The sequence below is a fragment of the Micromonospora sp. NBC_01699 genome, from assembly GCF_036250065.1.
Taxonomy (GTDB): Bacteria; Actinomycetota; Actinomycetes; order Mycobacteriales; family Micromonosporaceae; genus Micromonospora_G.
This window is the reverse complement of sequence record NZ_CP109199.1, coordinates 7,228,656-7,250,409: the sequence shown is the minus strand read 5'-3', so window position 1 is coordinate 7,250,409 and position 21,754 is coordinate 7,228,656. Positions and strand designations below refer to the sequence as shown.

At 72.5% G+C, this 21,754-nt stretch carries 19 protein-coding genes; 8 read left to right on the top strand and 11 right to left on the bottom strand.

What is annotated here, in order from left to right:
• Positions 1-152 precede the first annotated feature (152 nt).
• The gene (locus tag OG792_RS29810; RefSeq protein ID WP_329104490.1) at positions 153-1,013 is read left to right on the top strand and encodes an alpha/beta fold hydrolase; all 861 of its coding nucleotides are present in this window, start codon (positions 153-155) and stop codon (positions 1,011-1,013) included.
• 106 nt (positions 1,014-1,119) lie between these two features.
• On the opposite strand, the gene OG792_RS29805 is transcribed toward OG792_RS29810, so the two are convergent.
• The 5 genes from OG792_RS29805 to deoC all read right to left on the bottom strand — a co-directional run bounded on the left by OG792_RS29805 (position 1,120) and on the right by deoC (position 5,770).
• Complete coding sequence (locus OG792_RS29805) at positions 1,120-2,025, bottom strand: M56 family metallopeptidase (protein ID WP_329104488.1); 906 nt, start codon at positions 2,023-2,025, stop codon at positions 1,120-1,122.
• A gap of 4 nt (positions 2,026-2,029) precedes the next feature.
• Positions 2,030-2,413, bottom strand: a complete 384-nt coding sequence (locus OG792_RS29800) for a BlaI/MecI/CopY family transcriptional regulator (RefSeq protein ID WP_442932325.1) — start codon at positions 2,411-2,413, stop codon at positions 2,030-2,032.
• A gap of 126 nt (positions 2,414-2,539) precedes the next feature.
• The gene (locus OG792_RS29795) at positions 2,540-3,379 is read right to left on the bottom strand and encodes an aldehyde dehydrogenase family protein (RefSeq protein WP_329104486.1); all 840 of its coding nucleotides are present in this window, start codon (positions 3,377-3,379) and stop codon (positions 2,540-2,542) included.
• Complete coding sequence (locus OG792_RS29790; RefSeq protein ID WP_329104484.1) at positions 3,372-4,808, bottom strand: aldehyde dehydrogenase family protein; 1,437 nt, start codon at positions 4,806-4,808, stop codon at positions 3,372-3,374. The genes OG792_RS29795 and OG792_RS29790 overlap by 8 nt, the downstream gene beginning before the upstream one ends.
• 2 nt (positions 4,809-4,810) lie before the next feature.
• Positions 4,811-5,770 (bottom strand): deoxyribose-phosphate aldolase, encoded by a 960-nt coding sequence (gene deoC / locus OG792_RS29785; RefSeq protein ID WP_329104482.1) that lies wholly within the window; start codon positions 5,768-5,770, stop codon positions 4,811-4,813.
• A gap of 127 nt (positions 5,771-5,897) precedes the next feature.
• On the opposite strand from deoC, the gene OG792_RS29780 reads away from it, so the two are divergent.
• The gene (locus OG792_RS29780) at positions 5,898-7,298 is read left to right on the top strand and encodes a glycosyltransferase (RefSeq protein ID WP_329104480.1); all 1,401 of its coding nucleotides are present in this window, start codon (positions 5,898-5,900) and stop codon (positions 7,296-7,298) included.
• Positions 7,279-7,911: a uracil phosphoribosyltransferase gene (gene upp, locus OG792_RS29775; RefSeq protein WP_329104478.1), complete on the top strand. Its 633-nt coding sequence runs from the start codon at positions 7,279-7,281 to the stop codon at positions 7,909-7,911. Before OG792_RS29780 ends, upp begins: the two co-directional genes overlap by 20 nt.
• Before the next feature lie 226 nt (positions 7,912-8,137).
• Here the strand turns inward: upp and OG792_RS29770 are convergent, their stop codons facing one another.
• Positions 8,138-8,677 carry an NUDIX hydrolase gene (locus OG792_RS29770; RefSeq protein WP_329104477.1) on the bottom strand — a complete coding sequence of 180 codons (540 nt, stop codon included), beginning with the start codon at positions 8,675-8,677 and terminating at the stop codon, positions 8,138-8,140.
• Positions 8,678-8,759: 82 nt separating this feature from the next.
• Here OG792_RS29770 and OG792_RS29765 point away from each other — a divergent pair, with 82 nt between their 5' ends.
• Entirely contained in the window at positions 8,760-9,437 is a 678-nt protein-coding gene (locus tag OG792_RS29765) for a GOLPH3/VPS74 family protein (protein ID WP_329104475.1), read from the top strand.
• Here the strand turns inward: OG792_RS29765 and OG792_RS29760 are convergent.
• The 3 genes from OG792_RS29760 to OG792_RS29750 all read right to left on the bottom strand — a co-directional run bounded on the left by OG792_RS29760 (position 9,409) and on the right by OG792_RS29750 (position 14,998).
• A complete protein-coding gene (locus OG792_RS29760; RefSeq protein WP_329104473.1) occupies positions 9,409-11,154 on the bottom strand; it encodes a stealth conserved region 3 domain-containing protein in 1,746 nt (581 codons plus the stop codon). The genes OG792_RS29765 and OG792_RS29760 overlap by 29 nt on opposite strands.
• Positions 11,155-11,333: 179 nt before the next feature.
• The gene (locus OG792_RS29755) at positions 11,334-13,028 is read right to left on the bottom strand and encodes a phospho-sugar mutase (protein WP_329104471.1); all 1,695 of its coding nucleotides are present in this window, start codon (positions 13,026-13,028) and stop codon (positions 11,334-11,336) included.
• A 56-nt stretch (positions 13,029-13,084) separates the two neighbouring features.
• Positions 13,085-14,998 carry a serine/threonine-protein kinase gene (locus OG792_RS29750; protein WP_329104469.1) on the bottom strand — a complete coding sequence of 638 codons (1,914 nt, stop codon included), beginning with the start codon at positions 14,996-14,998 and terminating at the stop codon, positions 13,085-13,087.
• 381 nt (positions 14,999-15,379) lie between these two features.
• Between OG792_RS29750 and OG792_RS29745 the strand changes: the two genes are divergently transcribed.
• Positions 15,380-16,831, top strand: a complete 1,452-nt coding sequence (locus OG792_RS29745) for an amidohydrolase (RefSeq protein ID WP_329104467.1) — start codon at positions 15,380-15,382, stop codon at positions 16,829-16,831.
• A 157-nt stretch (positions 16,832-16,988) separates the two neighbouring features.
• Complete coding sequence (locus tag OG792_RS29740; protein ID WP_329104465.1) at positions 16,989-18,035, top strand: hypothetical protein; 1,047 nt, start codon at positions 16,989-16,991, stop codon at positions 18,033-18,035.
• 55 nt (positions 18,036-18,090) lie between these two features.
• Here the strand turns inward: OG792_RS29740 and OG792_RS29735 are convergent, their stop codons facing one another.
• Positions 18,091-19,083 (bottom strand): DUF4349 domain-containing protein, encoded by a 993-nt coding sequence (locus OG792_RS29735; protein WP_329104463.1) that lies wholly within the window; start codon positions 19,081-19,083, stop codon positions 18,091-18,093.
• A 119-nt stretch (positions 19,084-19,202) separates the two neighbouring features.
• On the opposite strand from OG792_RS29735, the gene OG792_RS29730 reads away from it, so the two are divergent.
• Both OG792_RS29730 and OG792_RS29725 read left to right on the top strand, forming a co-directional pair.
• A complete protein-coding gene (locus OG792_RS29730) occupies positions 19,203-20,147 on the top strand; it encodes a hypothetical protein (RefSeq protein ID WP_329104462.1) in 945 nt (314 codons plus the stop codon).
• A 106-nt stretch (positions 20,148-20,253) separates the two neighbouring features.
• On the top strand, positions 20,254-21,258 hold the full coding sequence (locus OG792_RS29725) for a GNAT family N-acetyltransferase (protein WP_442932324.1): 1,005 nt from the start codon (positions 20,254-20,256) through the stop codon (positions 21,256-21,258).
• Between the two features lie 34 nt (positions 21,259-21,292).
• Here OG792_RS29725 and OG792_RS29720 read toward each other — a convergent pair whose 3' ends face one another.
• On the bottom strand, positions 21,293-21,748 hold the full coding sequence (locus OG792_RS29720) for a gamma-glutamylcyclotransferase (RefSeq protein ID WP_329104458.1): 456 nt from the start codon (positions 21,746-21,748) through the stop codon (positions 21,293-21,295).
• Positions 21,749-21,754 lie beyond the last annotated feature (6 nt).

Genomic DNA, 21,754 nt, shown 5'->3' with positions numbered 1-21,754 from the left:
CGACGACTAGTAGTAGATAGCGACCCGCCGGACCGATGCGGCACCGGCAGGGTGAATCACCGGGAACCAGCAGGAAACGGGGCAACCCCGCTGATGTCATGGGAGGCGAACGCCTGCGATCCACGGTCGGGCCCCACGACGGGACTGTCCCCATGCGCGTACAAGACCTCGGCGACCTCGCCGACCTGCGGCTGGACGACCAGCGCACCATGCACTATCTCCGGGCCGGCTCCGGCCCGCCGCTGGTGCTGCTGCACACCATCCGGACCCAGCTCGAATACTTCGGCGACGTCATCCCGATGCTCGCCCGGCACTACACGATCTACGCCCTGGACCTGCCCGGCCACGGGCGCTCCTCGAAGGCCACCACCGTCCAGTACGACGAGCCCTACCTGCGGCGCGGGGTGATCGACACGATGGCGCGGCTCGACCTGCGCGACGTCACCATGGTCGGTGACTCGATCGGCGCCGTCCTGGCGCTCACCGTCGCCAGCCAGGTACCGAAGTCGGTCGTCCGGGTCGTCGCGTCGAACCCGTACGACTACGACACCCGGTTCGCCGACGGCATCCGGCGCGGCAACCGGTTCGCCGACCTCGTCCTCGGCGGGGTGGCCCTGCCGGGCGTGGGCGCGGCCCTCGGCAGAGCCGAGAACAAGCTCGTCACCAGCCGGATCTTCCAGGGTGGCCTGGCGGACGGGAAGACGATTCCCGGACCGCTGCTCGACGAGTTCGACGCCACCCTCAGGCGCCCCGGTTTCCACTACGTCGAGCGGAACGTCTACCAGAACTGGCGCTCCTGGAGTGCCGCCCGCGACCTGTACGCCGGGATCACGGCGCCGGTGACCCTGATCTACGGCGAACAGGACTGGTCCCGGCCGGTCGAACGGGCGCGTACGGCGCGGGCGCTCGGGGTGGAGCCGATCGTGCTACCGGAAACCGGTCACTTCGCCTTCCTGGAACACCCGCAGCGGCTCGCCGAGATCGTCGTCGGCCACCCGGACCCGTCGATCTGACCCACGGGTCGCGCCGGACGGGCGCAGCGGTCTGCGGTGCCCGGTCAGGCGGGCAGGCCCGTGCTGCCTGCCCGGTCAGGCGAAGAAGCCGGCGCTGCCTACCCGGTCAGGCGAAGAAGAGGGTGATCGGCAGGGCCACCAGGGTCGTCGCGACGGCGAGACTGGTCAGGCCGCGCACCCACGGGCGGGGGCCGGCGACCAGCAGGCGCTGCACCCGCGCGTCCAGGTGTGCGTCGGCGAGGCCGAGCGCGCCGGCCGGGGCGACCCGCGAGCCGGCGGTGGCGAACCGGAGCAGCGCGTTGGCCAGCGGCCCGTCCGCGTGCAACCGCCGGGCCTTGTCGTCGGCCCGCATCTCCACCAGCAGGGCCACCGTCTCCGACGCCCGCCGCAGCCAACCCACCAGGGGCAGCGCCCGGCAGAGCGCGGTGAACGGCAGCAGCACCAGATCGTGCCGCTCGTCGGCGTGCGCCCGTTCGTGGCTGAGCACCGCCGCCAGCTCGGTACGGTCCAGCAGGTCCAGGGTGCCGGCGCTGACCACGACCGTCGGCCGCATCCCCGGCAGGCAGTACGCCGCCGCGCTCGGGTGGTCGAGCACCAGCGCGCCCGGTGCGGCCGGATCGTCCCGGCCGACGAGGTCCAGCAACTGCCGGTGCCGGGTCTGTACGCGTACGGCGCTGACCAGGCCCCGGACGGTCGAGCCGAGCAGGGCGGTGGCCACCCCGAGACCGACCCCGACCAGCGCTAGCTGGGTCACGCCCAGCCCCGCGGGCAGGGTTCCCCGGAACAGGTCGCGGGTCAGGTGCAGCAGCGCGCCCCCGATCCCCTCGTCGTAGGCGGCCAGCCCGATCGACATCGGCAGCCCGATCGCGCAGAGGCCGAGCGCCAGCCCGAGCGCCTGCCAACAGACGATCGCCACCCGGGGGCTGCGCCAGGTCCAGGTCGAGCGGAGCAGCACCGTGGCGGTGAGGTAGCACGCCACGGCCGTACCGGCGAGATGAGCGGCGTACGTCATGGCCCTAGCCCTGCCGGTCCGCTGCCTCGTCGGTCAGCGCCGCCCGCAGCACCTCGGCCTCGGTGCCGGTGACCGACCGGGCGAACCGCACCAGGGCGGCGTCCCGGCTGCCGGCGAGGTCGAGCGCGTCCAGCATCAGCCGGGCGATGTGCGCCTCGCGGCTGGCCGCCGGCCGGTAACTCCAGGCCCGCCCCTCCCGTTCCCGCTCCACCATCCCCTTGCCGGCGAGCCGGTCCAGCACGGTCATCACGGTCGTGTACGCCAACTCGCGCTCACTCAGGGCATCGGCAACCTCCCGTACGGTGATCCCCGCGCCGCTGGTCGAACCGGTGGTCCGGTCCCAGAGCACGTCCATCACCGCACGTTCGAGGTCACCCAGTCGTGTCACCCCCCAACCCTACTACTCCCCGTCGTAGCCCCCCACCCACCAGTGGGGCGCCTCATGCAGAGAAAGAGTGCCTATCCGCAGCGGAACAAGCACTCTTTCTCTGCATCTGTCGCCAGCGCTCGGGGGTTAGATGCCCTTGGGGTGCCAGACGGTCTTGGTCTCTAGGAGGGCGGTCATCCGGCGTAGGCCCGGGTCGGCGGTCCAGTTGGTGGGCTGGGCCGGGGGGCGGAGAACCCGCTTCAGGTTGCCGGCTGCGGCCTCTTCCAGGGTGCGGGCCAATTCCGGGTCGTCGACGCCGGTCAGGTCGATCGCGTTGACGTCGGCGTGTGAGGCGAGCCAGGGCGCGGTCTCGGCGGGCCGGCCGGTGAGCAGGTTCACCACGCCGCCGGGCAGGTCCGAGGTGGCCAGCACCTCGGCCAGGGTGATCGCCGCCAGCGGTGCCTGCTCGGCCGCCAGCACCACCACCGTGTTACCGGTGACGATCGCCGGAGCGACGACGCTGACCAGCCCGAGCAGCGCCGAGTCGGTCGGCGCGACCACACCCACCACGCCGGTCTGCTCCGGGCTGGACAGGTTGAAGTACGGGCCGGCGACCGGGTTGGCGCTGCCGTACACCTGGGTGATTTTGTCGGCCCAGCCGGCGTACCAGACCCAGCGGTCGATCGCCTCGTCCACCTCGGCGGGGTCGAGGCCGAGGCCGACGAACTGGTCCCGCCGGCCCTCCAGCATCTCGGCCACCCGGTAGAGGATCTGACCCCTGTTGTAGGCGGTCGCCCCCGCCCAGCCCTTCACCGCCGCGCGGGCCGCCACCACCGCGTCGCGTACGTCCTTGCGGGAGGCGAGCGCCACGTTCGAGTCCTGCACGAGATACGACCGCCCCGACTCACTGCGCGGGAACTTCCCGCCCACGAACAGCTTGTACGTCTTCCGTACCGCCAGCCGGGGCCGGTCCACAGTCTCAGACATCGAGGTACGCCTCCAGCCCGTGCCGGCCGCCCTCGCGACCGTAGCCCGACTCCTTGAACCCGCCGAACGGCGAGGTCGGGTCGAACTTGTTGAACGTGTTCGCCCAGACCACACCGGCGCGCAGCCGGTCGGCCATCCACAGGATCCGGGAACCCTTGTCGGTCCAGATTCCGGCCGACAACCCGTACGGCGTGTTGTTGGCCTTCTCGACGGCCTCGGCCGGCGTGCGGAAGGTGAGGACCGACAGCACCGGCCCGAAGATCTCCTCGCGGGCGATCCGGTGCGCCTGGGTGACCCCGGTGAAGATGGTCGGGGCGAACCAGAAACCGCGGTCCGGCAGCTCGCACGGCGGCGACCAGCGCTGCGCGCCCTCGGCGCTGCCGACCTCGGAGAGTTCCCGGATCCGGTCGAGCTGCGCGGCCGAGTTGATCGCGCCGATGTCGGTGTTCTTGTCCAGCGGGTCGCCGACCCGCAGTTGCGCCATCCGCCGCTTCAGCGAGGCCAGCACCGGCTCGTAGACCGATTCCTGGACCAGCAGACGCGACCCGGCGCAGCAGACGTGCCCCTGGTTGAAGAAGATGCCGTTGACGATCCCCTCGACCGCCTGGTCGATCGGGGCGTCGTCGAAGACGATGTTGGCGGCCTTGCCGCCGAGTTCCAGGGTCAGCTTCTTGCGGCTGCCGGCGACCGAGCGCGCGATCGCGCGCCCGACCTCGGTCGAGCCGGTGAAGGCGACCTTGTCCACGCCCGGATGCTCGACCAGCGCCCGACCGGTCTCGCCGGCGCCGGTGACGATGTTGACCACGCCCGGCGGCAGGTCGGCCTGCTGGCAGATCTCGGCGAACAGCAGCGCGGTCAGCGGGGTGGTCTCGGCCGGCTTGAGCACCACCGTGTTGCCGGCGGCCAGTGCCGGGGCGATCTTCCAGGCCAGCATCAGCAGCGGGAAGTTCCACGGAATGACCTGGCCGGCGACGCCGACCGGGCGCGGGTCCGGGCCGAAGCCGGCGTGGGTCAGCTTGTCGGCCCAGCCGGCGTAGTAGAAGAAGTGCGCGGCGACCAGCGGAATGTCGGTGTCCCGCGACTCGCGGATCGGCTTGCCGTTGTCCAGCGACTCCAGCACCGCCAGCTCCCGGCCCCGCTCCTGGATGATCCGGGCGATCCGGTACAGGTACTTGGCCCGCTCCCGCCCCGACATCGGACCCCAGACCTTCTTGTACGCCCTGCGTGCCGCGCGTACCGCCCGGTCCACGTCACCGGGGCCGGCCTCGGCGACCTCCGCCAGCACCTCCTCGGTGGCCGGGTTGACCGACTTGAAGGCGCCGCCGTCGGTCGGGTCGACGAACTTCCCGTCGATGAAGAGGCCGTACGACGGGCGCAGGTCCACCACGGACCGCGACTCCGGCGCCGGCGCGTACTCGAAGACAGCCATGATCAGTCCAGGGTGAAGTAGTCGGGACCGGAGTAGGTGCCGGTCGTCAGTTTGGTCCGCTGCATCAGCAGATCGTTGAGCAGCGTCGAGGCGCCGAACCGGAACCAGTCCGGGGACAGCCAGTCCTCGCCGGCCGTCTCGTTGACCGTGACCAGGTACTTGATCGCGTCCTTGGTGGTCCGGATCCCGCCGGCCGGTTTGACCCCGACCTGGCGCCCGGTGGCGTCGCGGAAGTCGCGTACCGCCTCCAGCATCACCAGCGTGACGGGCAGGGTGGCGGCGACCGGGACCTTGCCGGTGGAGGTCTTGATGAAGTCCCCGCCGGCCAGCATGGCCAGCCACGAGGCCCGCCGCACGTTGTCGTACGTGGCCAGCTCACCGGTCTCCAGGATGACCTTCAGGTGGGCGTCGCCGCAGGCCGCCTTCACGGCCACGATCTCGTCGTAGACCTCGCGGTAGCGGCCGGAGAGGAAGGCACCCCGGCTGATCACCATGTCGATCTCGTCGGCGCCGGCCGCGACCGCCGCCGCGGTGTCGGCGAGCTTGACCTCAAGCGGCGCCTGCCCGGACGGGAAGGCCGTCGCCACGCTGGCCAGGTGCACACCCGAGCCGGCCAGGACCTCGGCCGCCACCGGAACCATCGCCGGGTAGACACAGACGGCGGCGACGGCCGGGCAGGACGGATCGGCCGGGTCCGGCCGCAGCGCCTTGGCACTCAACGCGCGCACCTTGCCGGGAGTGTCGGCGCCCTCCAGCGTGGTCAGGTCGACCATGCGGATCGCCAGGTCGATCGCCCAGGCCTTGGCCGTGGTCTTGATCGAACGGGTGCCGAGCATGGCCGCCCGCTGCTCCGCGCCGACCTGGTCCACCCCGGGCAGGCCATGCAGGAAGGTACGCAGCGTGGCCTCGGACCGCCCCAGTTCGGAGAGGTCGGACCGCGCCGACGTCGTTGTCGCCGTCATGGCGGCAAGTCTACGCACCCGCGCATCGATGTGATCTTGCTCACCTGTTGGACCGGACCGCCAGACTTCACCGCGCGGTCGAACCAGCGACATCCGCTGTTGGCACCCAACCCCCACCGTCCTCGGCGTGCGAGCAGTGCACTTCACCGATACCTACCTACCCCGTCGCGACGGGGTGGTCAGCTCCATCCGCACCCTGGTGCGGGCGCTGGCCGACCGGGGGCACCCCGGCCTGACCGTCGTGCCCCGACACCCCGGCCAGGCCGGCGAACCCGACCTGATGCGGCTGCGGGCACTGCCCTGCGGCGTCGCCGACCTGCGGCTCTCGCCCTGGCTGCTGCACGGCGCCACCGCCACCGGCACCATCGCCGAGATCGCCGCCACCGCACCGGAGATCGTGCACGTACACACCCCCGGCCCGGTCGGACTGCTCGGCGTACTCACCGCCCGGCGACTCGGGCTGCCGCTGGTCCAGACGTACCACACCGACCTGCACGCGTACGTCGACGCGTACCGGGTGCCGACCAGGGCGCTGCGCGGCGCGGTCCGCCTGTACGCCCACCGGCTCGGCGTACCCCGGCCGGCCGTCGGCGCCGGCCCCGAACGGGCAAGCGCCGCCCCGATGCTGCGGGACCCGGCCGCCCTGCGCCGCCGGGCCGCCCTCGACGCCACCAACCTGCTCCTGCTCGGCGACGCCGACGCGGTGGTGGTACCGACCAGGGCCGTACTCGACCGGATCAGCCTGCCGGTCCCCGCCGACCGGGTCTTCCTCGTCCCGACCGGGGTCGCCGCCCGCCACACCACGCCGGGCGAGGTCGCCGCGTTCCGGGCCGCGCACGGCGTCGACCCCGCCGACAAGGTCGTCCTGTTCGTCGGCCGGGTCAACCGGGAAAAGGGCGTCGACCTGCTCATCAACGCCTTCGCCACGCTGCTCGCCGACTGCCACCGGGCCCGGCTGGTGCTGATCGGGGCGATCTACGAGCCCCGCTGGCTGGCCGAACTGCTCCGTACCGTCGGACCCGCCGTCGCCGGTCGGATCACCGTCATCGGGCAGCAACCACCCGGCACCGTCGCCGCCGCGTACGGGGCCGCCGACGTGCTCGCCTTCCCCTCCGGCACCGACACCCAGGCACTCGTCCTCCAGGAAGCAGCTCTCGCCGGCGTCCCCGCCGTACTCGTCGACCCGGTCCTGCACCGGCACGGGCCGCTCGCCGGAGCCGCCGACTGCGCCGACCCGACCGCCACCGGCTTCGCCGCCGCCCTGCTCCGGCTCCTCACCGACCCGGTCGCCGCCCGCCGACTCGGCGAACTCGCCGCCGACCGGGCCGCCGAACACACCCCCGAGCGGTACGCCGCCGCCATCTGCGACGTGTACCTCCACGCCGCCCGCAGACAGGCCGCACACGGCGCGCACCGGCAGGCCGCACCCGCCGCCGGCAGACAGGCAGAATGGGCCGGTCGACCCGGTCCCGCCCAACCGGTCGGCGCATTCGGTAGGTTGAGCGATCGTGGACGTACTCGTCGTTGATCATCCTGTCGCCCAGACGCGGCTCACCGCGATGCGCGATGCCCGTACCGACGCGGCGTCATTCCGCGCCGCCCTACACGAACTCACCACCACCCTGGTGTACGAGGCCGCGCGCTCGTTCCCGATCGTGCGGTACCCGATCCAGACCCCGGTCGCACAGACCGACGGCATCCGGCTGGCCAACCCGCCGCTGCTCGTACCCGTACTCCGGGCCGGCCTCGGGATGGCCGACGCGGCCCTCGCGCTGCTGCCCGAATCGTCCATGGGCTTCGTCGGCCTCGCCCGCGACGAGCACACCTTCGAACCGCGCGCCTACATGGAGTCGCTGCCCCGCGACCTGACCGGCCGCCCGGTGCTGGTGCTCGACCCGATGCTCGCCACCGGCGGCTCGCTGGAGCACTGCTGCCGGCTGCTCGCCGACCGGGGCTGCACCGACATCACCGTCATCTGCGTGCTCGCCGCCCCCGACGGCATCAACCGCCTCGACCGCACCGGCCTGCCCCTGCGCCTGGTCACCGCCGCCATCGACGAACAGCTCGACGAGCGCAAGTTCATCGTCCCCGGCCTCGGCGACGCCGGCGACCGCCAATTCGGCGGGATGCCCAGGTTCTAGGCGTACGGCTTCGCCGTCGCCTAGAACCTGCTGGCTGGCGACGGCTCCGCCGTCGCTGGCTCGCTCCGCTTCGCGCCGCCCAGTGCGGTGACTTCGTCCTGCGGGCGGCGAAGGCTTCGCCTCGCCGTCCTCGGACGAAGACACCGCGGCGGCGCTCGGTCGACTCGCGTCGTTGGTTGCGGTCAGAGCCGGCGGGGTGGTGGGCACAGTTGTAGAGGAAGAGTGGTTATTCCTGCGGGGATAGGCACTCTTTCTCTGTATCCGGGGTCGGGGGTGCCTCGGTGAGGGAGTGGGTCCAGGGGGCGGGGGCGCCCTGGTGGAAGGGTTGGGAGGCGTGGAAGACCTGGGGGTGGGGGGCGAAGACCAGGGGGAGGAAGTTCTGGTCGGTGGGCCACATGGGGACTCGGGCGGCGAGGATGTCGGACAGGTCGGTCCAGATCAGGGTGCCTTCGGGGCAGGTTTCGTACGGGGTGCCGGACCAGCGGGTGATCCGGAACAGGAAGCCGAACCAGTTTTCGCCGTTGCGGCCGAAGCCGGGCCAGGAGATCGTGCCGGCGAGTTCCAGCGCCTCGCATTCGAGACCGGCCTCCTCGCGGATCTCCCGTCGCATGCAGGCGACCACGTCCTCGCCGGGTTCGAGCTTGCCGCCGAGCCCGTTGTAGTAGCCGAAGTGCAGGTCGTCGGGGCGGGTGTCGCGCCGGATCATCAGCACCCGGCTGCCGTCGGGGGAGAGGACGTAGCCGAGCGTGGCGAGAATGGCCTGCACCGGAAACACCCTACGGCGTGCCGGTACGACGCCGGCCGGGCGACCTGCGCGTCGGTGCGTGGACCGACTACCGTCTCGGGCCATGACTGGTGTGACGCTGGCCGAAGAACTGCTCCTGCTCGCGTACGACGACGAGTCGGGCAAAGCGACCGGATCGCGAATCGGGCTCGACCTCGCGATGGCCGCCGGGGTCCTGGTGGACCTGGCACTGGCCGGCCGGGTCGCGTACGCCGATGGATCGATAGTGGTGAGCGACCCGCTGCCGACCGGGAACCCGATCAACGACGAGGTGTTGGGGCGGATGGCGGCGGACACGCCGCACACCCCGGCCTCGTGGGTGCAGCGGCTGCGGCACGGACTGCGGGACCGGATCCTGGCCGGCCTGGTCGCCCGGGGAGTGTTCCGGGACGTCGACGAGACCGCGCTCGGACACATCCACGTGCACCGTTACCCGGTGGCGGACCCGACGCTGGAGACGGAGATCCGGGGCCGGCTGGCGGTCGCGCTCACCGGGGAACAGGCGCCGGACGAGCGTACGGCCGCGCTGGCCGCCCTGGTCGCGGCGAGCCGGATGACGCCGAGCCTGGGACTGTCCGGCCCGGCCCTGGCGGACGCGCACGGGCGGTTGGCGGAGATCGCCGGCGGGGCCGGGTTCAGCGGTGAGGTGAGCCTGGAGGAGTCGACCGTGCGCCCGTCGGTGGCGCTGGTGATCGCCGCCCTGGCGAAGGCGATCACGGCCGCGCTGGGGGCGCCCCGCTGAGACCGACCGGGGAGGGCGGCCCCGCCTGAGCATCCTTCAGTGGGGTTGGAGCAGGGTTGGCCCGGCCGGGGCGGGCGAGTGGCACCGTACCGGTGGCGCCCGTGCCCGGCTGGAGCAGGTGGGCGAGTTCGGTGGCGGTCTGGTGGGCGCGTTCCGCCTCCACCTCGACGGTCACCTCCCACGGGGACCGGACCGGCAGGTAGCCGGTCAGGAAGGTGCGTACGGTCGCGTCCGCCCGGTCCCGGCCGGCCCCGGCGGGTGAGGTGTCGTCCAGGCAGACGGCGTCGTGGTCCCGCCGGGTCAGTAGGTGGTTGAGCCACAGCGGGGCCTGCGGGTCGGCCGGGTCGACGCGCAGGTGACGCAGTGGGCCGGGCACCGCCGTGCCGCGCAGGTACGACCAGTGGTGGTGCAACGCCGAGGCGAGGCTGAGGTCGCCGGGGTGCCGGAACTGGTGGCGCCTGGTGGCGGCGAGTTCCTCGCTGACGGCGGCGCAGATCTCGGCCAGCACCGAGCGGCGCAGCGGATGCGGGGCCTGCTTCATGTGCTGGCTGATCACCCGGCCGAACCGGCGGTTGATGATCCGGCGGTTGTTCTTCGCGGCGGCGGTGGCCGGCGCGTCGGTGTACGCCGGTTCGCCAAGGTCGATCTGGTCGGTGCGGGACGGGAAGAACCTGGTCAGGCCGTTCGGGTGGAAGAACGTGCCGGGTAGCACCGGACGGCCGAGCAGGACGTTGCCGTCGAGGTGGAGGAAGTGCTCGGCCAGGCCGGGGATCAGGTGCAGGACCGACTCGACCGCGTACGGGTTGAAGGTGGGCAGGACGGTGTCGCCGGTGAACAGGTCCCGGTGACTCACCACTGTCAGGCCCGGGTGGCGTACGTCCAACCAGCGTGGCACCTGACCGTCGGTGACCAGGTAGATGTGTCGCAGCCAGGGCGCGTACATGTGCAGGGAGCGCAGTGAGTAACGCAGTTCGTCCCGGTCGGGCCGGTGGGGTTCGTCGGCGGTCTGCGTACCGGTCGGGCCGTTGCGGTGCTGTGCCGCCCGGTAACGGGACCGCCAGTGCGGGTCGGTGCCGTCGTACCAGGTGTAGACGGCGTCGATCGGGAAGGTGATCGCGTCGGCGCCGACCCCGGCGAAGTCTGCCCGGACCGGGTAGCCGGCGTGGTAGCCGGCCGGTACGAACGGGTTCAGCGAGGCGCCCGGCACCCGGACGTTCGGCCGGTAGCTGGGCAGGCTGCGGGACAGCGCGTTCGGTCGGGGTGCGGTCAGCCGGCCGTCGCCACCGGTCCAGAACTCCAGCTCACAGGCGTACGCGGCGCCGTAGGCGAGGTGGTCGCCGGTCCAGAGCGGACGGTAGACCAGCACCACGTCGGCCCGCCGCAGGCGCCGTGGGCCGCGCCGGCCGGGGCGTGGACGTACCGCCGTGCGGCCGGGACGTCCGACCAGGACGCCGGGCAGCGCGGCGACCGCCCGGAGCGCCTCGGCACGCTGGTTGGCCGGCACGCCGACCCGGCTGCGCAGCCCCCGGTGGTGCGGGATGGCGAAGTGTTCGACCGAGGCGTCGGTGAGCGCCGCCAGCACCCGGTCGAGGTTGCCCTGGTGGACGCCGAGCGGGGTGGCGTCGGGGTCGACGGCGGCGGCGACCCGACGCCCGTCGAGGTGGACCCAGCGTCGGCCGGTGTCGCGTTCGGACCGGTCGTCGTACCACTGGCGCACGGTTACCGCGAGCGTCCCGCCGGGTCGGCCCAGCCAGCGGGCGAACCGAACCTGGCGGTCGAAGGGCAGGCGCCGGTGGAGGCGCCGCCGGAGGACGGCCGGGACGAGTGCGTAACAGCGGCGTGCGAGCACACCTGCTGTAACGACTGGTCGGGAGCTTAGGTGGTGGGCCCGGCCGGTCAGTGGATGCCGAGCGCCCCGGCGATCTCGGTCCGCAGCGCGGCGAGCGCGGCGGTGGCGGACCGCCGGGCCCCGGCCACCGCGGCGGCGACGTCCGCGTCCCGGTCCGGGCCGTCGATCGGTGCCACCACCTCCAGGTACGCCTTCAGCTTCGGCTCGGTGCCCGACGGCCGGATCACCACCCGCGCGCTGTCGGTGCGCAGGATGACCACGTCGGCCTCGGGCAGCAGGTCCTGCACCGAGGTCACCGGGGCCCCGAGCAGGGTGGTCGGGGTGCTGTTCCGGATCCGGGCCATCGCGTCGGTGATCTCCCGCAGGTCCTCGACCCGCAGTGAGAGCTGGTCGGTCAGGTGCACTCCGAACTCGGCGGCGAGTTCGTCGAGCCGGTCGAGCAGGGTACGGCCCTCGGTCTTGAGGTCGGCGGCGAGTTCGGCGACGGTCAGCGCGGCGGTGATGCCGTCCTTGTCGCGTACGAGGTCGGGGGCGACGCAGTAGCCGAGCGCCTCCTCGTAGCCGTAGACCAGTGGGGTGTCGCCGGACTCGGCCCGGACGATCCACTTGAACCCGGTCAGCGTCTCGTCGTATGGCAGTCCACGGGCGGCGCAGATGGCCCGCAGCAGCGACGAGGAGACGATGGTGGTGGCGTAGAGGCCGGTGACGCCGCGTCGGATCAGCCGGTCGGCGAGCAGCACCCCGAGTTCGTCGCCGCGCAGCATGCGCCACTGCCCGTCGGGTGCCCGGACCGCGACCGCGCACCGGTCGGCGTCCGGGTCGTTGGCGATGGCCAGGTCGGCGTCGATCCTGCCGGCGAGCGCGAGCAGCAGGTCGGTGGCGCCCGGCTCCTCCGGGTTCGGGAAGGCGACGGTGGGGAAGTCGGGGTCGGGTTCGGCCTGTTCGGCGACGATGCCGGGGATGCCGAAGCCGGCGCGGGCGAAGGCGGCGGTGAACACGGCGGCACCGACGCCGTGCAGCGGCGTGTACGCCACCTTCAGCTTCCGGGGCCCGTCCGGGTCGAGTACCGCCGCCGAGGCGGCCACGTACGCGGCGACCAGGTCGTCGCCGAGCACCTCGCCGGCCGGGCCGAGCGGCACCTCGTGCAGCGCCCCGACGGCCCGGATCGCGGCTTCGATCTCGGTGTCGGCCGGCGGCACTATCTGCGCCCCGGCACCCCGGACACCGCCGAGTTGTGCACCGAGGTAGACCTTGTAGCCGTTGTCCTGCGGCGGGTTGTGGCTGGCGGTGACCATCACCCCGGCGGCCGCGCCCAGTGCCCGCACGGCGTACGCGAGGACCGGGGTGGGCAGTGGCCGGGGGAGCAGCAGCGCCGGCCGTCCGGCACCGGTGGCGATCTGGGCGGTCCGTTCGGCGAACGTACGGGAGCCGTGGCGGGCGTCGTACCCGATCACCAGCGGCCCGGTGGCGGCGCGGGCGGTGAGCCAGCCGACCAGCCCGGCGGCGGCCTGGCTGACGACGGCGAGGTTCATCCCGTTCGGGCCGGCGCGCAGCGGGCCGCGCAGCCCGGCGGTGCCGAAGGTGAGCGGGCCGGCGAACCGGTCGGCCAGCTCGGCGGAGGTCTCCGGCAACCGGTCGAGCAGGTCCCGCAGCTGGTCCCGGGTGGCCGGGTCGGGGTCGTCGGCCAGCCAGGCTTCGGCTCGGGTACGCAGGTCGCCGGGGTCGTTCGGGTTCGCCGTCACCCGGACTTGATAGCACGGCGGGGGACCCGGCCGGCGAGGGTCCCCCGGTCGGTACGTCAGCCGGCGCCGGTGATGGCGAAGGTACGGACCATCTCCTCGAAGATCGGCTTGCTCTCCTCGAACCGGGCTTCCGGGGTGGTGAGGTAGAACTCGTACGCCTTGCCGTCCTGGATGACCGCCCGCCAGATGCCGTGCCGTTTGGCGTCACCCTCGCCGCAGGTGTATTCCAGTTCGCCGGCCGGTTTGCCGTCGACCTCGACGTCGTTGAGCCCGACCTGGGCGTAGGGCTTGGCGCAGGACTTCGATCCGGGCTTCGCCAGTTGGCCGCCGGCGGCCTCCAGGAACTTGGTCGGCGTCGGGTTGCTGGTGGCCTTCTCGATCAGCACCCGGACCCGGCGGCCGGCGTCGGCGGGATCGGTGAAGTCGATGTAGAGGGCACCGTTGGGGGCGCTCTTCTTCCAGCCCTCCGGCACGCTGACCGAGACGCCGCGTTCGGTGTGCGTCTGGACCGGGAAGGTGGGCCCGGCCGGCGCGGTCGGGCTCGGTGCGGCCTGCGGCGGGGGGACGACCGGGTCCGGGTCGCCGCCGGAGAGGGCGAAGATGCCGATCACCAGGATCAGCACCACGCCGCCGGCCGCGGCGACCTGCATCCTGCGGGGCCAGCCCTTGACCGTGGTCAGGGCGGTGTCGCCGAGTCGGCGGGCCCCGGCCACCGCGTTGCCGACGCCGCCGCCACCGGAGCGGGAGCCGCCGTAGGTGTTCGTGCTGCCGCCGGGTGTGCCGTAGATCGCCGGCCCGCTCTCGTCCCAGCGTCCCGCGGCCGGCATCGTGCCGGTGGGGGTGCTGAGCGCACTGACGACGCTGGTCTCGTCCGCGGCGCCGCCGGAGTGCGCCGATCCGTGGGGTGCCTTGCCGCCGGATTTGCGCAGCTGGGCCAGCCGGTCGGTCAGCGACTCGCCGGGTGCGAGCATCGCCGAGCCGCCGATCTGGCCGGTGGGCTGCGGGGCCGCGGGCGGGGTCGGCGGCTGCCAGGGCGCCCGCTGGGCCGGCACGACCGAGTACGGGTCGGTCACCAGGTGCCCGGCGGCGTTGCTGGCCAGCGGGCCGGCGAGCAGTTCGCGCAGCATGTTGCGGGAGGTGTCGACGTCGAACCGGCGGGCCGGGTCCTTCTCCAGCAGCCCCATCAGCACGTCGGTCAGCGGCCCGGACCGGCTCGGCGGCGCGGGCGGGTCCTCGACCACGGCGTGCATGGTCTCGATCGGGTCGCCCCGGTCGAACGGTGGCCGTCCCTCCACCGCCGTGTAGAGCGTGACGCCGAGCGAGAACAGGTCGCTGGGTGGGCCGAAGTCGCTGCCCATGGCGCGTTCCGGGGAGATGAAGTGCGGCGAGCCGAGCACCATGCCGGGCGTGGTGAGCTGTACGTCGGTGGGCATCCGGGCCACCCCGAAGTCGGTCAGTACGCACCGGCCGTCGGAGGCGATCAGCACGTTCGCCGGCTTGACGTCCCGGTGCAGTACGCCGATCGCGTGCGCCACCTCAAGCGCGCCGAGCAGCGCGATGCCGATCTTGGCAACCGCGCGGGGGGCGAGTGGGCCGTCCTCGATCACCATGTCGGCGAGGCTGCGCGCGTCGAGCAGCTCCATCACGATCCAGGGCCGGCCGCCCTCGGTGACCACGTCGTAGACCTGCACCACGGCCGGGTGTTGCAGGGCGGCGGCCGCACGGGCCTCCCGCAGGGTGCGTTCGTACATTGCGTCGCGGTCACTGGGAGCGAGCCCCGGCGGCAGCACGACCTCTTTGACGGCAACGTCGCGGCGGAGCAGGGTGTCGGCTGCCCGCCACACCGTGCCCATGCCGCCATGGCCGACCGCTGCCCGCAACGAGTAACGACCGCCGATGGTGGCGCCGGGAGCTGCACGTCCGCTGGTGGGGCTGACTGGTCCGCCACTCCACGTCGGAATCTGAGTCACAGGAAAGGCCGCCGGGAAAGATCGAGGGGCATGGGACACATCCCCCCTATCTTGCGGGTTGTGGCACCGGTAGGGAAAGCCAACCCGGCGTGCCTTCTTCGGAACTCGTTCATCGGTATCAACTCACTCACTTAACGTACGCAATTCCGGACGCAGTGTATCGAAAGACGTGGCGAAGCGTGCGTTGACGGACACGGTGTGCGTAAGGGAATGAACGGGGTATGTCAGGGTCACGGTTGCGCCGTCCGCCGCCCGACCACCCGGGTCGGACACGGGACGGGGCTGGCGACGAAATTCCGGCAATCCGGGCGTGATTGGGCCGCCCGGATCGGCGTACGTGACCAGCGCAACCGTCACGCGTTGTAGGAGGTGAGGGGGCACATGCTGGCGTTTGAGGGCTACCCTCGGACCAGACCGAAGCTTCCCGAACGCTCCTACCAGGACATACGTGACGCTACGCGGTCCGATCACTACCAAATTGATGTTGCGCAGCGTCACCGTCGGAGGTCTAGGCTGTCCGAGTCCCATCCCATCCATAGTGATCGAGAATTCGACGTGACGAGTGCGTTGACACTGCCGCCGGGCAGCCCGCTGGCGTCGTCCCCGCCCGAGCCGCCGCCCGGGGCCACGCCCCTTCCGTACGAGCTCGACCGGTTGCTGGCACTGCGGCTCCCGGACCTGGTGGCCACCCGCCGTTTCATCCACGCGCACCCCGAACTGTCCGGGCACGAGTTCGGCACCGCCGCGCTGATCGTCCGCGAGCTCTCCGCCGCCGGTCTGGAACCCCGACTGCTGCCCAAGGGGAACGGCGTGATCTGCGACATCGCCGGCCGGACGACCGGTCCGGTGGTCGCCCTGCGGGCCGACATCGACGCGCTGCCGCTCACCGACATCAAGGACGTTCCGTACCGCTCCACCGTCGACGGTGTCTGCCACGCCTGCGGACACGACGTGCACACCACCATCCTGCTCGGCACCGGCCTGCTGCTCGCCCGGCTCGCCGCCGAGGGCCGGTTCGACGGCCGGATCCGGCTGATCTTCCAACCGGCCGAGGAGTCACTGCCGTCCGGCGCGCCGGACGTCATCGAGGCGGGCGGGCTCGACGAGGTGGCGGCGATCTACGCCCTGCACTGCGCGCCGCAACTGCCCATCGGCGTGGCCGGCGTACGGACCGGGGCGATGACCGCGGCCTGCGACATGGTCGAGGTCACGCTCACCGGTACGGGTGGACACACCGCCCGGCCGCACCTGACCACCGATCTGGTGTACGCGCTCGGCCGGCTCATCGTCGACGTGCCCGGACTGCTCAGTCGCCGGATGGACCCGCGTACGCCGCTGTCGATCGTCTGGGCGGCGGCCCACGCGGGTACCGCGTACAACACGATCCCGTCCGAGGGCGTGGTCCGGGCGACCATCCGTACGCTGAGCAAGGACGCCTGGCGGCAGGCGCCCGACCTGGTTCCCGAGTTGATCAGGGACGCGATCGCCGGCACCGGGGCGAAGGCGGACATCAACTACCACCGCGGCTTCCCGCCCGTGATCAACGACCAGCGGGCCACCGAGACGATCGCCACCGCCGCCGGACGCGCGCTCGGCCCCGAACAGGTGCTCGAAGCGGCGGTCAGCATGGGCGGGGAGGATTTCTCGTTCTACCTCGAACACGTACCCGGGGCGATGTTCCGGCTCGGCACCGGCGGCGCCGGCTCGGACCTGCACCACCCCGGTTTCGACGTGGACGAGCGGGCCATCGGGTACGGCGTCCGGGTGATGACGCACGCCGCCCTGGTGGCCTTCCCCGGCGCTCGGCGGGCGGTCGGGACCGACCGGGGATAGCACGTGCGGCAAGCGGTCGAAGCGCCGGTGGCAGTGGGCGGCACCAAGCCTCCCCGGTCGACCGCTGACGGGTTGTGGGGCCCGTTCCGGTGAACCACATCCAACGTGCGCAACTCGCGCGGCTTCGCGGTGCGCCCACAGAAGAGGAGGAACGGTCGTGCGCCAAAGCGTGATAACGGCCGAGCTGGACAGTACGGGCGGAGCTTCGCCGTTCCTGCGCCAGCAGCGCAGGCACCAGTGCGTCGACTGCGGCCACACCCATCTCGAAGGTCCCGCGTCGACGGTCGGCCCGCACCACCGCAGGCGCCGGTTCGGGGCCGGCACGATCGTCAGCAGCGCCCGCGGTCCGATCACCGAACTGCACATCGTCCCGCACGGCGGCACCGAACTCCCGGCCGACCTCATCGAGGAGACCGACCCGGAGAACTTCGAACCGCTGGCCGACCTGGTGCACCAGAACGTCGACCTCGGCACCGGCGCGATCTACCGGCGGTTGGTCGACGACGTCCGGTCCGGGGCGGCCGAGGGCGTCGCGGTGGCCGGCTTCCACCTGTCCCGCCTGCTGATCGACGCGAACCGGGCCAGTGTGGAGGGCCAACTGCCCAACGACCCGTACGTGGGCAGCGCCGAGCTGTACCGGGGCTACCTGCGACGGCGGGGCCGGGACCTGCGGCACGAGTCGCTGCTGCCCTGGCTGGACGCGGTGGACGAGGTGCTGGAGTCGATGGACAACCGCGGCACGGTCTACCACCACCACACCTACGACGTGCTGTCGATGAGCCCGCGCCCATGGGACCGGGGTGTCGCCGTGGAGCGGCCCGCGTTCCAGCTCATCTGGAAGCGCCCGTCGTTGGACGGGGTGATCGACGACAGCGAGCCCGATCCGGGCTTGGCGCCGCTGGCGGACGTCGAGGACGTACGGCGTCGGATCCGGGGCTTCCTGGAACGGGAGATCGGGTTGCCCAACGGCAACGGCGACATCGACTATCCGTTGCTGCTGCCGGTGATGCCGTTCAAGGGCTCCCGGCGCGGCGACCCGCCGACCCTGCCCCGACACCTCGTGTACGACCTGCGCAAGGACGTCCTGGCCACGGACGAGCAGATCCGGGCGTGGGTGCTCGACGGGCCCTGGCGACTGGCCGGCGGCCACCGCGACGGGGCGAGATCGGGCGGCGACGGAGCCGTTTCGGCGTACTTCGGCTGACCCGGTCGCCGCCGGGTGCCCGTACCGGGGCACCCGGCGGTGGCCGGTGTTCCGGTCAGTTGGTGGAATCGGCCGGGATGTCGGCCGGCGGTTCGTTGCGGGGCGCGGGCACCACCGGTGCCGGCTGGTCCGCGAACGGCCCGACCGGCGTACGCCGTCGCCGGTTGCGCCGGACCAGCCAGATCACCACCAGCGCCGGTACGCCGACCACTGTCAACCACGGCAGCAACGCGCCGACCACTATCAGCACCACCCGCAGCGTGCCGAGCAACGCCTCCCAGCCGCCGCGCAGCCCGTCGAGGAAGCCGCTCGGCTCCTCCTCTTCCTCCTCCATCACCACGGTTTCCGGCCCGACCAGCCGTACGGTGATGGTGGAGAGCGCGGTCAGGTCGGCCAGCCGGCGCTGCCGCGCCTGGAGCGCGACCAGGTCCGCCTCCCGTTTGGCCAGTTCGCCCTCCAGCAGCACCAGGTCGGTCAGGGACTTGGCCTGTGCCAGCAGCCGCCGACCGCTCTCCACCCGGGCCTGCTGGGTGCTGATCCGCGCCTGGAGGTCCAGGGTCTCCTCGGTGACGTCCTCGGTCTTGATCTCCCGCCGTTCCTGGCGGCCGAGCTTCGCCAGCGCGTCGACCACCGAGTTGAACCGGTCCGCCGGCACCCGCAACGTCAGCGACGCCTGCGCGTCACCGGTGTCACTGGTCCGCTGGTCGCCGCCGACGAACCCACCGGCACCCGTCGCGATCGTGACCGCCTCGGCGGCGGCCCGCTCCACCTCCTTGACCCGGACCGTCATCGATCCGGTGTAGACGATCGACCGCTGGTCCACCCGCAGGTCCGAGGGCACCTCAGCGCCCGGCTCGGCCGCCTTCGGGGCGGCACCGTCCTTGCCCCCGGAGCCCCGGTCCGCCGCACCACCGACGGCGGCCGTATCGGCTGCGCTACTGGCGTTGGTCGCCTCGTCGCGCGAGCTGCATCCCGTCAACACGAGCACGGCGACCAGCGCCGCCGTACCCAAAAATCCGCCCCAACGTCGTCGCGCCGTTGCACGCATGAGTCCTCCGAATCGTGTTTCCCCGTCGCGTGTCGCTCAGACGCGGGGCGGTCGCCCCCCGGTTCCGGCAGACTGCGCGGGGGGACATCACGATTCGGTTGTCAAGGAGTACGGCGTCCATGCCCGCTGATCTTGTCGAGCGGCTCTACACCGCCCCGCCGGACGGGTTCGTCGCCGCGCGTGCCGCGGCGGTCGCGGCGGCGCGGGCGGCCGGTGACGAGGCCACCGCCCGGCAGATCGGCAGGCTGCGCAAGCCGACGGTCGCGGCCTGGATGGTGAACCTGCTCGCCATCCGCCGGCCCGACCTCGTCGCCGAACTCGTCGACCTCGCCGACGCGCTGCGGACCGCCCAGCGCGAACTGCGCGGGCCGCAACTGCGGGAACTCTCCGCCCAGCGACGCGGCACGGTCTCCGCCCTGGTCGCGCAGGCGCGGGCGCTGGCGACCGGGGCCGACGCCCGACTGGCGGCGGGCAAACTGCCGCTGGCCGAGGTGGAGACGACCCTCCAGGCCGCGCTCGCCGACCTCGACGTCGCCGAACAGGTACGGTCCGGCCGGCTGGTCCGGGCCGCCAGCTACGCCGGATTCGGTGAGGTGCCCCGGCCGCAGTTGCGCCTGGTGGCCGGTGGACCGGAGCTGTCCCTGCCGGCACCACCGTCGCGAAGCGCCCGGAAGGCGACCGGCGCCGATCAGCCCGGCCGCTCCGCAGCGGCCGAATCGTCAGCGGCCGAATCGTCCGCGGCCGAGCGGGCCGCCGAGAAGCGGGCGGCGGCCGAGCGGGCCGGCCTGCGCCGGACACTGGTACGGGAACTGGCGAGCGCCCGTACCGAACAGCGGCGGGCCGAGGCGGACCTGGGCCGGGCCACGGCGGCCGAGCGGGACGGCGCCGCCGCCCTGGCCGACGCCGAACGGGCCGTGGTCGAGGCGGAGCGCCGACGGGCCGGGGCCGAGCAGGAGGTCAGCCGGCGCAAGCTGGCCCGGAAGGCGGCCGAGCGGGCCGTTTCCGCCGCCCGGCGACGCACCGGGGACGTCGAGGCGGCGGTCGAGGCGCTCGACGCCGAATAGGTGCCCACGGACCGGCGAACGTTGCGCAACCTGCCCGGCACCGAGCGGCGGCGGGGCCGGGAAAAATCGGCGGCGGCGGGGCGTGCCGGACGGTTGAATGTCCGGCGTGAGCCTTCCCCACGGCTGGACGACGCGCCGACCCACCCTGGACGACGTAGCGGCGATCCTGGCGGTGGTGCACGCCAGCGACATCGCGGCGATCGGTGCGCCCGACTTCAGCCCCGAGGACGTACGGGAGGCCCTGCTCGCGCCGAACGTCGACCCGAGCCGGGACTCGTGGCTGGCGGTGGATCCCACCGGCGAGGTGAGCGCGTGGGCGTACCTGGAGAGCCCGAGCCGGGGCGAGCGCGAGATGATCGAGGTGTACGTGTACCCCGGTCGGGGCGAGCCGGCCGCCGCCCCGCTGCTGGACCGGCAACTGGCCCGGGTGGCGCAACGCGCGGCCGAGTTCGGGTACGACCGGCTGACCGTACGCGCCGGTGCGGTGCCGACCGAGGAGCGCTGGATCTCGGTGCTCGAAGCGGCCGGATTCGAGTTCGTCAAGCGGTACGCCCGGATGCGCCGCCCGCTCGCCGGGGTGTCCGCCGTCGCGCCGCCCCCGCCACCCGGGGTGCTGGTCCGGCCGGTGGACCCGAGCGACGAGGCAGAGTTGCGGCTCTTCTTCCGGATCCTCGACACCGCGTTCCGGGACACCCCGGACTACCTGCCGCGCAGCTTCGAGCAGTGGCGGGAGCAGGTGGCGGTGCTGCCGACCGTCGCCTGGGACGAGTGGTTCCTGGCGATCGTGGACGGGGTGCCCGGCGGCATCCTGCAATCCGCCGACCAGGCGCTGGACCAGAACGAGGGCTGGGTGAAGAACCTCGCCGTGCTGCGGGAGTACCGACGTCGTGGGGTGGGCGCGGCGCTGCTCGCCCGAGCGTTTGCCAGCTATGCCGGCAAAGGGCGCGAGCACGCCGGCCTGGGGGTGGACCTGGCCAACCCGACCGAGGCGGCGAGGCTCTACCGTGCGGTCGGGATGACCCCGGTGTACGAGGCGAACATCTACCACCGTTCGGTGGCCGCCGCCCCCGACGGCCGGGAGGATCCCCGCTGCGCCGACGGCGGACAGTAGGGGACCACCCGGCTCCGTCGGAGGCGGGCAGGGCTCAGGTGGTGGCGGTGCCGGTCGGCCGGGCGCGGAGTTCGGCGACGTAGTCGTCCGGGGCGCCGGCCTTCTCCGCCGCGTTGGCGATCTCCGAGAGATACCAGGCGGTCGGCAGGCCGCCCTCGTACCCGGCGAAGACGTAGACCCAGGCGGTCACCTCGCCGTCCAGCGTGACGACCCGCACGTGCAGCTTGCGGTAGGTTTCCGCGATCACCCCCTCGACCTCGTCGAGTTGGGCCGCATCCCAGGGATGCACGTCGTAGATCGCGACGAAGACGCGGTCGCCGGGAGATTCGACGACGGTCGTTACCGCGCCCTCCCAGCCGATCACCCCCTCACCGGCGAAGGTGAGACGCCAGCCTTCCAGCCAGCCGGTGCCGATCATGGGCGAATGCGGACAGTAGGCACGCATTCGGGCGGGATCGAGGTTTGAGCCGTACGCGGCGTAGTGACGCACGGCGAT